Genomic DNA, 13083 nt, shown 5'->3' with positions numbered 1-13083 from the left:
CGACCTGAGTTCGTCAGGATGATGTGGCGAGAGTCGCCACCCGCGCACCGCGCCGCTTCGAGAAGGATCCGACCATGACCGACACGTACGTCTACCTCATCCGCGAAGGCGACTGGGACTCCGACGCCTACCTCGGCGGCGACACCGACTCCGCGCCCGCCGGCAAGGACCCCGCGGCGCCGGCGGCCCCCGGCGCCGCGCCCGCAGCCGACCTCGAGGAGTCGTTCCCCGAGCACAAGGCGTTCCAGCAGGCCGTGGCCGAGCTGGGGGCCCGCATCATCGGCGGCGCCGCCCTCGCCAACACCCGCCACGGCGGCACGGTCAGGCCCGGCGCCGAGGGCCGCCTCGTCGAGGACGCCGTCTACACCGACGGCCCGTTCACCGACACCTCCGAGGTCATCACCGGCTTCTACATGGTCGAGACCGACGACGAGGACACCGCGCGGCGCGTGGCCGCGCTCGTGCCCACGGGCGGCCACGTCGAGTGGCGCAAGGTCTTCCCGACGGGGATGTGAGTGCCGCTCGGTTCGGGTGAGTTCGAGGAGGCGTGGCCGCGCATCGTGCGCGCCCTCGCCTCCTTCACCGGGAGCCTCGACGACGCCGAGGAGTACGCCGCCGAGGCCGTCGCCCGCGCCGCCGCGCACGAACGCGACGGCGGGCCGCCCATCGAGTCGTATGCCGCGTGGTGCACCTCCGTGGCCAGGCGGGCCTGGCTCGACGACGTCAGGCGCCGGAGCACCCTCCGGCGACTGGCCCCCGAGCTCGCCCGGCCCGAGGCGGACCACACCGCCATGGACGCCGACGACCTGCCCCTGCGCGGAACCGAGGGGCTCGACGACCGCCTTGCGCTGCTCTTCGTCGCCTGCGACGAGGCCATCTCGGCCCCGTCCCGCATGGTGCTGGCCCTCCGGGTCGTCTGCGGCCTGACGATCCCGGAGATCGCGGGGCACCTCGGGATCCAGGAGACCGCCGCCGCAGCCCGCCTCACCCGCGCCAAGCGCGCCCTCGCCGACGCGCGAGGCACCTTCAGCGTGCCCGACGCGACCGAACGCGCTCGCCGGCTCCCCGTCGTGATCGCCTGCGTCGCAGGCATGTTCACGGTCGCCCACCGCACGGTGCTCGACCCGGCCGACGCCCTGGCCGACACCGGCCGGCAGGCGCTCTCGATCGCCGACGCCCTCGTCGCAGCCCACCCCGCCGACACCGAGGTGCGCGGACTGCGGGCCGTCATCCGCCTCGGCCTGGCTCGCCGTCCGGGCCGCGTCGACGACACCGGGACCGGGCTGGCCCTCGACGAGGTCGACCGCAGCCGGTGGGACGGCGACCTGCTTCGAGCCGGCCTCGCCGACGCGACGCTCGCAGCCGCGGGTGACGGGCGCTTCGCGCTCGAGGCCGCGATCGCCGGCCTGCACTCGAGCGCACGCTCCTTCGCCGACACCGACTGGCCGCGGATCGTCACCCTCTACGGCGCGCTCGAGCAGCGGTGGCCCTCCCCCTCGGTCCGGGTGGCGCGCCTCGTCGCCACGGCGCACGCCGTCAGCGACCGGTCCGCCGCCCTCGCCGACGTCGAGCGCGAGCTCGAGTCCCTCGAGCGGCACGGCCCGGCCTACGCGAGTCGGGACGCGTCGCTGGCGCTGGCCGACCTCGAGTGGCACACCGGTCGGCAGGAGCAGGCAGCCGCGCGCTACCGCGACCTCGCCGACGTCATGTCGGTGGAGCCGCTGCGTCGCTTCTGCCTCCGGCGGGCCGTCACTCCCCGGTGACGCCGTCGACGGCCTCGCGCAGGAGGTCGGCGTGCCCGTTGTGGCGGGCGTACTCCTCGATCATGTGCAGCAGGATCCACCGCAGGGTGAACGTCTCGTCGTCCTTGCGCGAGAGCGTCGCCGACCGGAACTCGAGGCCGCCCTCGGCGAGCGCCGCGTCGATGTCGCGGCGAGCCTGCTCGACGGCCTCGTCCATCAGCCGGCGCAGCTCCGCGGGGCTGTCGTCGCGCGCCGAGGTCATCTCCCAGTCGCGGTCGGCGTCCCAGTCGACGCTCGCCCAGGGCTCCGGCATCGGCCGCCCGTGCAGCACCTCGCCGAACCAGCTCGCCTCGTTGAGCGCGACGTGCTTGAGCAGCGCCCCGAGGGTCAGGGTCGACGGCGCGAGCGGCTGGGCCAGCTGCTCCGCCGTGAGCCCCTCGGTCTTCTGGCGCAGCGTGTCGCGGTGGAAGTCGAGGAACGCGACGAGGGTCGTCGCCTCGTCGGCGGCCAGCGGCGGGTCGGTGCGCACGGTGCGGACGGTGGGAGGCGGCGGCGGTGTCGTCATGGCCCCGACGCTAGTGTCCGACCCCCGAAAACCACCTGCCGAATCGCGCGACCGGGAGCAGACTGGTGCGGTGCCGTCCTCGAGCCAATGGGTCGCCTTCCTCGTCGCGTCCTTCCTCTTCATCCAGGTGCCGGGCCCCAGCCTGCTCTTCACCATCGGGCGCGCGCTGACGGTCGGCCGCCGTGACGCGCTCCTCAGCGTCGTCGGCAACGCGATCGGCGTCACGGCCCAGGCCGTCCTCGTGGCCGTCGGCCTCGGCGCGGTCGTCGCCGCGAGCATCACCGCCTACACCGTCATCAAGGTCGCGGGCGCGGCCTACGTCATCTGGCTCGGCATCCAGGCGATCCGCCACCGGCACGAGGCGCGGGAGGCGCTCGAGGCGCAGGTCTCGGCCAAGCGCGGGCACGCGCTGCGCATCGGCGCCGTCGTCGGGCTGACGAACCCCAAGACGATCCTCTTCTTCGTGGCCTTCCTCCCGCAGTTCGTCGACGCCGGCGCCGGGCACGTCGGGGCGCAGATGGCCGTCCTCGGCGCGGTCTTCGGCGTCATGGCGGTCTGCAGCGACAGCATGTGGGCGCTGCTGGCCGCCCGGGCCCGGGAGTGGTTCGCCCGCAAGCCGTCCCGGCTCGACTCGCTCGGCGCCACGGGCGGCGTGATGATGGTCGGCCTCGGCGCCACGATGCTGGTCCGCGAGTAGCCCCGAGCCCCGAGGAGATCTGTTTGACTGCGACGGTGGCAACCCCCTCGGTCACGTCCTCCCCCTCGCGGCACGCCCGTGCGCTGGCCGAGGTGACGCGGTCGTATGCCGCCCTCCCGCCCGACCTGCCGGTGCGGCTCGCCAAGCGCACCTCCAACCTCTTCCGCGACCGCCACGCGGCCGCCGGCCCGGGCCTCGACCTCTCGGCGTTCCGCGGTGTCGTCGAGGTGCGTCCCGGGCATGCCGGCGGGCCGGCCACGGCCCTCGTCGGCGGCCTCACCACCTACGAGCAGCTCGTCGACGAGCTGCTCCCCCACGGCTACGTACCACTCGTCGTGCCCCAGCTGCGCACCATCACGATCGGCGGGGCCGTGACCGGCCTCGGCATCGAGGCGGCCTCGTTCCGCAACGGGCTGCCGCACGAGTCGGTGCTCGAGATGCGCATCCTCACCGGCGACGGCGAGGTGGTGACGGCGACCCCGGACGGCGAGCACGCCGACCTGTTCCACACCTTCCCGAACTCCTACGGCTCGCTCGGCTACGCCCTCGACCTGCTCATCGAGCTCGAGCCAGCGCGACCCTACGTGGCGCTGCGGCACGTGCGGTTCGACACGGTCGGCGCCCTCACCGGCGCCACCGCCGAGGTCATGGCGACCCAGACGTGGGACGGCGACCGCGTCGACTTCGTCGACGGCGTCGTGTTCGGGCCGTCGGAGGCCTACCTCTGCCTCGGCCGGTGGACCGACCACCTCGAGGGACAGGCCCGGCCGAGCGACTACACCGGCCAGCAGGTCTTCTACCGGTCGATCCAGCAGCGGCGCACCGACGTCCTGACCGCCCACGACTACCTGTGGAGGTGGGACACCGACTGGTTCTGGTGCAGCCGCGCGTTCGGGGCGCAGCACCCCACCGTTCGGCGCCTCTGGCCGAGCCGGCTCCTGCGCAGCGACGTCTACTGGAAGATCGTCGCCTTCGAGAACCGCCACCACGTGATGGGCCGCATCGAGCGCCTGCGCGGCCTGCCGGGACGCGAGCGCGTCGTGCAGGACGTCGAGATCCCGCTCGACGCGACGGCCGAGTTCGTCGACTGGTTCCTGCGCGAGGTGCCCATCGAGCCGGTCTGGCTCTGCCCGGTCCAGCTGCGCGAGCAGGAGCCCCGCGGCGAGACGCCGTGGCCGCTCTACCCGATGCGCCGCGGCGAGCGCTACGTCAACGTCGGCTTCTGGTCGACGGTGGCCGTCGCGCCCGGCGCCACCGACGGCGACGTGAACCGCCGCATCGAGGCCGAGGTCTCGCGGCTCGGCGGCCACAAGTCGCTCTACTCCGACGCGTTCTACGACGAGGCCACCTTCGCCGCGCTCTACGGCGGCACGGCATACGGCCCCGTCAAGCAGCGGTACGACCCGAGGGGACGGTTCCCCACGCTCTACGAGAAGGCGGTGCAGGCTCGATGACATTGACCGTGGGACAGGCGTTCGACCGCGTGTTCGGCCCCGAGGCCCCGGTGCGGGTCGTCGCGTGGGACGGCTCCGAGGGCGGCAGCCCCGACGGGCTCGTGCTGCGGCTGACGAGCCCCGAGGCCCTCAACCACGTGCTCACCGCACCCGGCGACCTCGGGCTCGCCCGGGCGTACCTGCTCGGCGACCTGCTCATCGAGGGGATCGACGAGGCCGACCCGTACGAGGTGCTGCGCGTCATCGGCGACGGGCTCACGCCGCGCCGGCCTACGGGCCACGACGCCGTCGAGCTCGCCCGCTTCCTCGCCCACCACCCGCCGCACCCGCCGACCCTGCCCCGCGAGGAGACCCCGAGCCGCGTCCGTCGCCTGGGCCAGGGCCTGCGGCACGCCCGCACGCGCGACGCCGCGGCGATCAGCCACCACTACGACGTGTCGAACGCCTTCTACGAGAAGGTGCTCGGGCCCTCGATGACCTACACGTGCGCGTGCTTCCCCACCGACGGAGCCACCCTCGAGCAGGCGCAGGCGTACAAGTACGACCTCGTCGCGCAGAAGCTCGGGCTGCGGCCGGGCATGCGGCTGCTCGACGTCGGTTGCGGCTGGGGCGGCATGGTGCGGCACGCGGTGACGCACTACGGCGTCACGGCGCTCGGCGTCACGCTCTCGCGCGAGCAGGCGGGCTGGGCGCAGTCCGCCATCGAGGCCGAGGGACTCTCCGGCCGGGCCGAGGTTCGCCACGCCGACTACCGCGACGTCACCGAACGCGGCTTCGACGCGATCAGCTCGATCGGCCTCACCGAGCACATCGGCGTGGGCAACTACCCCGCCTACTTCCGCTTCCTGCGCGAGCGCCTCCGTGACGAGGGCCGGCTGCTCAACCACTGCATCACCCGGCCCGACAACCGGCACGCCGGGCTGCCCGAGCGCGGCTTCATCAACCGCTACGTCTTCCCCGACGGGGAGCTGACCGGCAGCGGCGACATCGTGCGCGTCATGGAGGACGAGGGCTTCGAGGTGCGCCACCACGAGAACCTGCGCGAGCACTACGCCCGCACCTGCGCGGCGTGGAACGCCAACCTGGCGAAGCACTGGGACGACTGCGTCGAGCTCGCCGGCCTCGGCCGGGCCCGGGTGTGGGGTCTCTATCTCGCGGGGTCACGACTCGCCTTCGAACGCAACGAGATCCAGCTGCACCAGGTGCTCGCGTCGCGCACGAGCCACGAGGGCGTGTCGGGTTTCCCGCTGCGACCCCGGGTGGAGCCGGAGGGCGTGCGGGGCGCCTAGCCGGAGGGCGTGCGGGGCGCCTAGCCGGAGCCGCCGAGGTCGACGTCGTAGGCCTCGTAGACGAGGTCGCCGCCCTTCTGCCGGTGCCGCACGAGTCGCCCGACGAGCACGGTCAGCTCCTCGCGGAAGACGGGGAGGTCGGCCACCGTGCCGTCGTGCTCGAGCACCGCGAGGTAGCCGTGCAGCGCCGCGCGGAGGTCGCGGTGCTCCTCGAGCAGGCGGTCGACCCGGCCGGAGAGCCGCGGCGCGCTGTGCCGCGCCGTGTCGTAGATGCCACCCGGGCTCTCGGTGAGCGCGACGTGGTCGTCGAAGTCGTGGGCCAGCTCGGCGAGCGCGGCCCGCACGCGCTCGCGCCACATGCCGCCCCGGGCGATGGGCGACTCGAGGGCGAGGTCGACGGCCGCGACCGACTCGCGCAGCTCGGAGCGGTGCCGTCGCACCTGCTCGAGGTGGGCGGCGAGGGACGCGACGGTCGACTCGACGTTCATGGGCACCTCCGTGCCCTCCATGGTCGCGCGTCAGGCGAGCGAGAGGAAGAGCTTCTCCATCTGCGCGACGTCCATCGTCTCCCCGTCGGGGTTGGTGATGCACTCGCGCAACCCGGTCGCGATGACGGCGAAGCCGGCCCGGTCGAGGGCCTTGGAGACCGCGGCGAGCTGCGTCACGATGTCCTTGCAGTCGCGCCCCTCCTCGATCATCTTGACGATGCCGCCGATCTGGCCACGGGCACGGTTGAGGCGGCGGATGACCGCCTGCATCTCGTCGAGGTCGAGCTCCACGGCGTCCTCCTCAGGGTCCGACGATCCCTCCAGCATACCCCCGGCCGTATGAATCAGCTCGGGCGTGGCGCGTACATGATGAGCGCGACGCCGACGAGGCACACGAGCGCACCGGCGACGTCCCACCGGTCGGGCCGGAATCCGTCGGCGACCATGCCCCAGAGCAGCGAGCCGGCCACGAAGACGCCGCCGTACGCGGCGAGGATGCGCCCGAAGCTCGCGTCGGGCTGCAGGGTGGCGACGAAGCCGTAGAGGCCGAGCGCGACGACGCCGGCGCCCATCCAGACCCAGCCGCGGTGCTCGCGCACGCCCTGCCAGATGAGCCAGGCACCACCGATCTCGGCGACGGCCGCGAGGAGGAAGAGCAGGATCGAGCGGGTGACGGTCACGACGTCATCGTCGCACTGCCCGCTCGTGTCCCCGGCCGTGTCCCCACCCGTGTCCCGGGCCGTGTCCCCGCCGGTACCCCGCTCAGAGGTCGCCGGCCGCGCGACGCTCCTCGTCGCTGCGCAGGATGCAGAACTCGTTGCCCTCGGGATCGGCCATGACGACCCAGCCACGCCCCTCCGGCGTGCGACAGTCCTGCACGACGGTGGCGCCCATCCCCGTGACGCGCTCGACCTCCTCGTCGCGGGGCCTGTCGGTCGGCCGCAGGTCGAGGTGGACCCGGTTGCGCAGCACCTTGGCGTCCTCGACCTCGATGAAGAGCAGCAGGTGCGACTCGTCGGGCGAGAAGATCATGCACTCCTCGTGCCCCGGCTCGTTGGGGTCGTCGGGGTCCTCGTGGTAGCCGAGCAGGTCGGCCCACCACACCGACTGGGCGTGGGCGTCGAGGGCGTTGACGGTCGTGTGCGAGAGCGTGAGGGCCATGGCGCCCATCCTCGTCAACCGGGGCCCGCTCGGCCACGCAGTTTCGGGCCGGCGTCAGGCCGTGCGTCCCAGCACGACGACGGTGTCGAGGGCGACGTGCGCGCCGTCGTCGGCCTCGACCGGCCGCTCGCGCACCGCGGAGCTGCGCACCTCCACCGGCAGGCCGGCGGCCGCGGCCAGGACCTCGTCCGGGTCGTAGAGCACCGCCGGGTCGCTCGGTCCGCCCCAGCCCTCCTCGAGGTTGCGACCCGCGTGGCCGACGACGACCACCAGGCCACCCGGCCGCACGGCCTCGACGGCCGCGCGCAGCGCGAGGCCCCACTCCGGGGCAGGCAGCTGGAGGTAGCTGAGCAGCGCGAGGTCGAAGGCCTCCGGCCTGCCGGGCGCCGGCTCCGTCACGTCGGCGACGACCGGGGTCAGCCGTCCCGCCTCGTCACCGAGGCGCTCGGCGGCGAGCCGGCGCATCCGGTCGACCGCCACGGCGCTGTAGTCGGCCGCCACGACGGTCCAGCCCTGCTGCACCATCCAGATGGCGTTGCGGCCCTCGCCGGCCGCGAGGTCGAGCGCACGGCCGGGCGGCACCGGCCCGACGACCTCCTCGACGAAGCGGTTGGGCTCCGCGGACCACACGAGGTCGTGCGCGGCATACCTCTCGTCCCAGGCCCTGGCATCCATGCGCCCATTGTGGCCCCGGCGGTCTGGTGCGTCACGATTCCCGGCCGGCCACCACCTGCCTCCCTAGGCTGGGGAGCGGGAAGTGATCAGCATGAGCGTCCTCATCGTCCACGAGTCCATGTTCGGCAACACCCACGAGGTGGCCGAGGCCATCGCCGGCGGCCTCCGCCGCGGGAGGGCGCCCGACGACGGCGTCCGCGTCGTCCGCGTCGACGAGGCGCCCGCCGAGCTCGGTGCCGACGTGCAGCTGCTCCTCGTCGGCGGCCCGACCCACGCCCTCGGCATGACCCGCCCCAACACCCGTGCGGACGCCGTGAAGCAGGGCGGCGAGCCGTCCCGCGAGGGCGTGCGCGAGTGGATCGAGCAGCTGACCCCGCGCGCCGACCTGCCCGTCGTCACCTTCGACACCCGCGTTCACGTGCGCCTGCTGCCCGGCTCGGCGGCCGGCGCCGCGGCCAAAGCCCTGCGCCACCGCGGCTTCGACCGGGCCGAGCGCGGCGAGACGTTCTGGGTCGAGGGCACGCCGGGCCCGGTCGCGCCCGGTGAGCTCGAGCGCGCGCAGCAGTGGGGCGTCGAGCTCGCGGCGCGGGTGTCGCACGGCGTCAGCTGACGGCGCTGCTGCCCTCGCCGTGGCCCTCGCCGTGGTGCGGGGCCGTCCCGAGCGACTCGAGCCACGGCTCGAGCACCTCGAGCACCGCGTCGGGCGCCTCGAGCTGCGGTGTGTGCCCCACCCCGTCGAGGTATGCCGTGCGCCACCCCGGGTTGAGCCGTGCGGCCCGCTTCGCCGCCGACACGGGCACGAGGCGGTCCCGGGTGCCGTGCACGAGCAGGACGGGGGCCTCGACCGTGCGCACGACGCGGTCGTAGTCGCGGCGGCCGCGCAGCACCCGCAGGAGCGAGCGGGCCGCGCCGAGGAACTCGGCCTCCGGGTCGGGCAGGCTGCGTCGCCAGGCCGCGAGCTCGACGCCCGCGTCGACGACGGCGGGGTCGGCCAGGGCGGGGTCGGCGAAGCACAGCGCGACCGTGCCGAGCACGCGCTGGCGGTCGGTGTAGCGCGTCGCGTAGCGCGACAGCACGAGCTCGCCGACGCGCGGCACGGCATACAGGGCGAAGGTCGCGGCCACCTGCGGGTCGGGGCGCGCGCCCGGGTTGGGCAGCGCGGGGTCGACGAGCACGAGGCCGGCGACCTGCTCCGGGCGCCGGTCGGCGAGCAGCAGCGAGACCATGCCGCCCATCGAGTTGCCCACGAGCACGACGGGGCGGCCGAGCACCTCGTGGACGAAGCGGCTGAGCAGGGCGGCGTTGTGGTGCACCCCGGTGCGCCGGCCGGCGGCGGGGCTCAGCCCGAACCCGGGCAGGTCGAGCGCCACGACGCGGCGGCGCTGCGCGAGCGCCGGGCCGATGCCGACCCAGTTGAGGTGCGACCCGCCGAGGCCGTGCACGAGCACGAGGGGCGGCAGGCCGTCGGACGGCGCAGGCTCCCCGTCCCCGAACTCGACCCAGTGCACCGGTCCGCCGAGGTCGGCCACGTGGCTCGTGGCCCCCCAGGGGGCGGCGAGGTGCTCGGGCGGCCCGGGGTTCAGGCGGTCTGCGCGCGCAGCCACGTCACATCGCCGCCCATCGGGTCGGGTTGCCGGTCAGCATCCGCTCGTCGTGCCCCGCGCCGGGCACCATGACCGCGAGGTGCTCCTGGTCCTTGCGGGTGGCCCAGTAGTCCACGGCGGCAGGGGTGCTCGACGGCACGACGGTGTCCACGCTGCCCATCATCGCGTAGAAGGGCGGGGCGGCGGCGGAGAAGTGGGTCTCGGGCTTGAAGGAGTTCCACCGCGCGCTGCACTCGCCCCACGCCGGAAGGTACGGGCACTGGACGGCGAGGGCGGTCCACTGCGACCGGATGACGACGCTGGTGGTGCGCCTGTCGCTGCCGGTGCCGCCGTTGACGGCGACGTCCATGACGCCATGCGGCTGCAGCACCCCCGAGACCGACACGGCGGCGCGGACGTTGCGCAGGGAGCCGCTCGTCGCGACGGCGATGTGCCCGCCGGACGAGAAGCCGTGGAGCGCGATGCGCTTGGGGTCGACGCCGAAACGGCGCGCGTTGTCCTTGACCCACGTGATGGCGAGCCCGGCGTCGGTGCGCTGGGCCGGCCACGCGCTGCCGGCGTGGATGACGAGGACGGCCGAGCGCCCGGCGCCACCGACCCAGCTCTTGTCGTAGTACGCGTCGAGGTCTTGGAAGGTGTCGGCCGGCCCCTGTGAAGAGCCCCCCGGTCGTGCCCGACGAGGCTTTCGACCTCGCTCCGGCGCCGGCGCCATGATCCGCTGGCGGCCCCGGCGGGGCCCACCGGCTGCCACCGGGTACACGTCGTGACAAACCGAGCATGAGCGACCGATCGGCGTCCGTGCCGCCACAATGGCCCCATGAGCGATCCCCGGCCCGTCGAGACGTGGCTCACCGACATGGACGGCGTCCTCGTGCACGAGGAGGACGCGATCCCCGGCGCGGCCGAGTTCGTCCGCGCCCTCGAGGCGTCCGGGCGCTCGTTCCTCGTGCTGACGAACAACTCGATCTTCACGCCGCGCGACCTGCGGGCGCGGCTGCTGTCGAGCGGCATCGACGTGCCGGAGGCGGCCATCTGGACCTCGGCGCTCGCCACGGCGCAGTTCCTCGCCGAGCAGCGGCCGAGTGGCACGGCATACGTCGTCGGCGAGGCAGGGCTCACGACGGCGATGCACGACGTCGGCTACGTCATGACCGACCGCGACCCCGACTACGTCGTGCTCGGCGAGACGCGTACCTACTCCTTCGAGGCGATCACGCGAGCGATCCGCCTCATCGAGAAGGGCGCCCGCTTCATCGCGACGAACCCCGACCCGAGCGGGCCGAGCCCAGCGGGCACCCTGCCGGCCACCGGCTCGGTGGCGGCCCTCATCTCGACGGCGACCGGCCGCCAGCCGTACTACATCGGCAAGCCCAACCCGCTCATGATGCGCAGCGCGCTCAACCGCCTCGACGCACACTCGGAGACGACGATCATGATCGGCGACCGGATGGACACCGACATCATCAGCGGTCTCGAGGCGGGCCTGCGCACCGTGCTCGTGCTGACCGGCTCGACGAGCCGCGAGCAGGTGGAGCACTTCCCGTACCGCCCGAGCCGGATCGTCGACTCCGTCGCGGATCTCGTCCGCTTCGTCGACGACCCGGCCGGGTCGGGTCAGCCTGCCGAGGACCGGTAGGACTCAGGGCAGGTAGTACGTCGGGTTCGGCAGCTTGACGGCGCGGTCGGCGTGCCCGCCGACCAGGTCGCTGAACTGGTCACCGAGGTTGCCGACGACGTCGTAGCCGAGGTCCTTCTCGATGTGCGCGCGGGTCGTCGACTTGTACTCGATCGTCGTGCACGTCGGGTAGGCGACGCAGTGACCCTGCATGTAGGCCGGCGGCTGCTCGCCCGAGCGCCACTTCGTGAAGTAGAGCGCGTCGGTGAACTGCGGGTAGCCCTGCTCGTGCAGGTTGGCGATCGTCGCGGCCTTCTGGCCGGTGTTGCGGCCGGTCAGCCCGATGACCGTGCAGCCCGAGCGGGCGACGGCCTCGACGAGAGAAGGCATTCCGGGCGTCGCGGGGAAGAGCTTGTTCTGCACCCAGTAGTCCTGGCGGGTCGGGTTGAAGACGAACTTCATGTCCGCGACCTCCATGTCGTAGGTCCAGAGCGTCGTGTCGTCGGCATCGAGCACGACAGCCGGACGGGCGCCGCGGCGCTGGCCCTGGCGGCAGGCCTCGACGAGGTGTGCGGCGGTCCGGCGCTCGAGGGCGGCGAGCTCGGTGATGTAGGGCGAGCGGGCCTTGTCGGCGATGCCGGTGCCCGGGTCGCCGTAGTAGGTGGCGATCGTCTTCTTGACCGAGTCGATGTTCGGGATGCCCTCGCCGCCCTGCGTGCGGCCGCTCGAGCCGTCCGGCTTCATCGTGAAGTGCGTGCGGGGCGAGAGCCGCGGCTCCTTGACGCCGGGCAGGTTCGGCGACGGCAGGTAGTACGTCGGGTTGGGCAGCTTGACGGTGCGGTCGGCGTGGCCGCCCTGCAGGTCGGACCACTGGTCGCCGATGTTGAGCACGATGTCGTAGCCGAGGTCGCGCTCGATGTGCTTGCGCGTGCCGGCCTTGTACTCGACCGTCGTGCACTTCTCCGTCGCGCACGTGATGTAGGCCGGGGGCGTCGAGCCGGCCCACTTCGTGAAGTAGTGGTCCGGCGTGAAGGCGTTGTAGCCGACGTCCTTGAGGTTGCCGAGGGTCGCGTCCTTCTGCGTGGCGCCGCGGCCCGTCAGCCCGAAGATCGTGAAGCCCATGGCGTCGGCCTCGTTGACGAGGGCCGTCATGCCGGGCGTCGCGGGGAAGAGCTGGTTCTGCACCCAGTAGTCCTGGCGCACGGGGTCGAAGACGAACTTCATGTCGCCGACCTCCATGTCGTAGGTCCAGAGCGTCGTGTCGTCCGCGTCGAGCACGATGGCGGGCTTCTTGCCCGCGCGCTCCGCCCGGGCGTAGGCGTGGCGCAGGCCGTCACGCAGGTGCTTCGTCAGGCGCGTCATCTCGGAGACGTACGGCGAGCTCGTGCGGTCGGCCAGGCCGGTGCCCGGGTCGCCGTAGTACGTCGCGATGGTCTTCTTGACGCTGTCGATGTTGGGGATGCCGGCGCCGTCGGGACGCGCGCCGCTCGAGCCGTCGGCCGCCATGACGAAGTGCGTGCGCGGCGTGAGGGGCTGGGTGTGCGACGAGCCGGGGCGACCGTGGTCGTGGTCGTCGTGCCCGCCGCCGGCCCCGCCGTCGTGGGCGAGGGCGGGGGCCGCGGTGGCGAGGACGATCGAGCCGACGACGGAGCCGACGGCGAGGACCGCGCGGGTGGTGGTGCGGGGCGTGGGATGCCTCATGGGTTCACCTCTGGGGGCTGCTCGGGTGCGGGTGGCCGCTCGACGCTAGTCCTGCAGGCGGCCCCGTGGGGGTCTCGCGACCCGCCACGGGG

At 73.4% G+C, this 13083-nt stretch carries 16 protein-coding genes; 7 read left to right on the top strand and 9 right to left on the bottom strand.

The features are described from left to right. Positions 1-74 precede the first annotated feature (74 nt). Positions 75-515: a YciI family protein gene (locus ABD979_RS02750; RefSeq protein ID WP_345505902.1), complete on the top strand. Its 441-nt coding sequence runs from the start codon at positions 75-77 to the stop codon at positions 513-515. Beyond that, complete coding sequence (locus tag ABD979_RS02745) at positions 516-1763, top strand: DUF6596 domain-containing protein (protein WP_345505901.1); 1248 nt, start codon at positions 516-518, stop codon at positions 1761-1763. On the opposite strand, the gene ABD979_RS02740 is transcribed toward ABD979_RS02745, so the two are convergent. Further along, on the bottom strand, positions 1750-2307 hold the full coding sequence (locus tag ABD979_RS02740) for a DinB family protein (RefSeq protein WP_345505900.1): 558 nt from the start codon (positions 2305-2307) through the stop codon (positions 1750-1752). The two genes, ABD979_RS02745 and ABD979_RS02740, sit on opposite strands and share 14 nt — an antisense overlap. A gap of 70 nt (positions 2308-2377) precedes the next feature. On the opposite strand from ABD979_RS02740, the gene ABD979_RS02735 reads away from it, so the two are divergent. Genes ABD979_RS02735 through ABD979_RS02725 form a run of 3 tightly spaced genes read left to right on the top strand, consistent with a single transcriptional unit; the run spans position 2378 to position 5747 of the window. Next, complete coding sequence (locus ABD979_RS02735; protein WP_345505899.1) at positions 2378-3004, top strand: LysE family translocator; 627 nt, start codon at positions 2378-2380, stop codon at positions 3002-3004. Between the two features lie 35 nt (positions 3005-3039). Next, positions 3040-4458 carry an FAD-binding oxidoreductase gene (locus ABD979_RS02730; protein ID WP_345505898.1) on the top strand — a complete coding sequence of 473 codons (1419 nt, stop codon included), beginning with the start codon at positions 3040-3042 and terminating at the stop codon, positions 4456-4458. An 8-nt stretch (positions 4459-4466) separates the two neighbouring features. Beyond that, entirely contained in the window at positions 4467-5747 is a 1281-nt protein-coding gene (locus tag ABD979_RS02725; RefSeq protein ID WP_345505897.1) for a class I SAM-dependent methyltransferase, read from the top strand. Positions 5748-5767: 20 nt separating this feature from the next. Here the strand turns inward: ABD979_RS02725 and ABD979_RS02720 are convergent, their stop codons facing one another. The 5 genes from ABD979_RS02720 to ABD979_RS02700 form a co-directional block, all read right to left on the bottom strand. Further along, positions 5768-6235: a hemerythrin domain-containing protein gene (locus ABD979_RS02720; RefSeq protein ID WP_345505896.1), complete on the bottom strand. Its 468-nt coding sequence runs from the start codon at positions 6233-6235 to the stop codon at positions 5768-5770. Positions 6236-6265: 30 nt separating this feature from the next. Continuing rightward, a complete protein-coding gene (locus ABD979_RS02715) occupies positions 6266-6526 on the bottom strand; it encodes a metal-sensitive transcriptional regulator (protein WP_345505894.1) in 261 nt (86 codons plus the stop codon). 53 nt (positions 6527-6579) lie between these two features. Beyond that, complete coding sequence (locus ABD979_RS02710) at positions 6580-6915, bottom strand: YnfA family protein (RefSeq protein WP_345505893.1); 336 nt, start codon at positions 6913-6915, stop codon at positions 6580-6582. Between the two features lie 82 nt (positions 6916-6997). Next, positions 6998-7396 carry a VOC family protein gene (locus ABD979_RS02705; protein ID WP_345505892.1) on the bottom strand — a complete coding sequence of 133 codons (399 nt, stop codon included), beginning with the start codon at positions 7394-7396 and terminating at the stop codon, positions 6998-7000. 54 nt (positions 7397-7450) lie between these two features. After that, positions 7451-8071 (bottom strand): class I SAM-dependent methyltransferase, encoded by a 621-nt coding sequence (locus ABD979_RS02700; protein ID WP_345505891.1) that lies wholly within the window; start codon positions 8069-8071, stop codon positions 7451-7453. A 91-nt stretch (positions 8072-8162) separates the two neighbouring features. Between ABD979_RS02700 and ABD979_RS02695 the strand changes: the two genes are divergently transcribed. Beyond that, positions 8163-8681, top strand: a complete 519-nt coding sequence (locus ABD979_RS02695) for a flavodoxin family protein (protein WP_345505890.1) — start codon at positions 8163-8165, stop codon at positions 8679-8681. Here the strand turns inward: ABD979_RS02695 and ABD979_RS02690 are convergent. Both ABD979_RS02690 and ABD979_RS02685 read right to left on the bottom strand, forming a co-directional pair. Beyond that, a complete protein-coding gene (locus tag ABD979_RS02690; RefSeq protein WP_345505889.1) occupies positions 8674-9675 on the bottom strand; it encodes an alpha/beta fold hydrolase in 1002 nt (333 codons plus the stop codon). The genes ABD979_RS02695 and ABD979_RS02690 overlap by 8 nt on opposite strands. A 1-nt stretch (position 9676) precedes the next feature. Further along, positions 9677-10426 carry an alpha/beta hydrolase fold domain-containing protein gene (locus ABD979_RS02685; RefSeq protein ID WP_345505888.1) on the bottom strand — a complete coding sequence of 250 codons (750 nt, stop codon included), beginning with the start codon at positions 10424-10426 and terminating at the stop codon, positions 9677-9679. Positions 10427-10492: 66 nt separating this feature from the next. On the opposite strand from ABD979_RS02685, the gene ABD979_RS02680 reads away from it, so the two are divergent. Next, entirely contained in the window at positions 10493-11311 is an 819-nt protein-coding gene (locus ABD979_RS02680) for an HAD-IIA family hydrolase (RefSeq protein WP_345505887.1), read from the top strand. 3 nt (positions 11312-11314) lie between these two features. On the opposite strand, the gene ABD979_RS02675 is transcribed toward ABD979_RS02680, so the two are convergent. Further along, on the bottom strand, positions 11315-12991 hold the full coding sequence (locus tag ABD979_RS02675; RefSeq protein ID WP_345505886.1) for an HAD family acid phosphatase: 1677 nt from the start codon (positions 12989-12991) through the stop codon (positions 11315-11317). Positions 12992-13083: the final 92 nt, after the last annotated feature.

Origin of the sequence: Terrabacter aeriphilus (assembly GCF_039542985.1) — a bacterium.
Lineage (GTDB): Bacteria > Actinomycetota > Actinomycetes > Actinomycetales > Dermatophilaceae > Terrabacter > Terrabacter aeriphilus.
Note: the sequence above shows the minus strand (reverse complement) of the source record. Positions and strands in the feature narration are given on the sequence as shown.

Excerpts from the sequence above, each read along its gene's own strand:
- ABD979_RS02750 (WP_345505902.1), top strand. The coding sequence starts at position 75 with ATGACCGACACGTACGTCTACCTCATCCGCGAAGGCGACTGGGACTCC.
- ABD979_RS02740 (WP_345505900.1), bottom strand. The coding sequence starts at position 2,307 with ATGACGACACCGCCGCCGCCTCCCACCGTCCGCACCGTGCGCACCGAC.
- ABD979_RS02720 (WP_345505896.1), bottom strand. The coding sequence starts at position 6,235 with ATGAACGTCGAGTCGACCGTCGCGTCCCTCGCCGCCCACCTCGAGCAG.
- ABD979_RS02705 (WP_345505892.1), bottom strand. The coding sequence starts at position 7,396 with ATGGCCCTCACGCTCTCGCACACGACCGTCAACGCCCTCGACGCCCAC.
- ABD979_RS02700 (WP_345505891.1), bottom strand. The coding sequence starts at position 8,071 with ATGGATGCCAGGGCCTGGGACGAGAGGTATGCCGCGCACGACCTCGTG.
- ABD979_RS02695 (WP_345505890.1), top strand. The coding sequence starts at position 8,163 with ATGAGCGTCCTCATCGTCCACGAGTCCATGTTCGGCAACACCCACGAG.
- ABD979_RS02680 (WP_345505887.1), top strand. The coding sequence starts at position 10,493 with ATGAGCGATCCCCGGCCCGTCGAGACGTGGCTCACCGACATGGACGGC.
- ABD979_RS02675 (WP_345505886.1), bottom strand. The coding sequence starts at position 12,991 with ATGAGGCATCCCACGCCCCGCACCACCACCCGCGCGGTCCTCGCCGTC.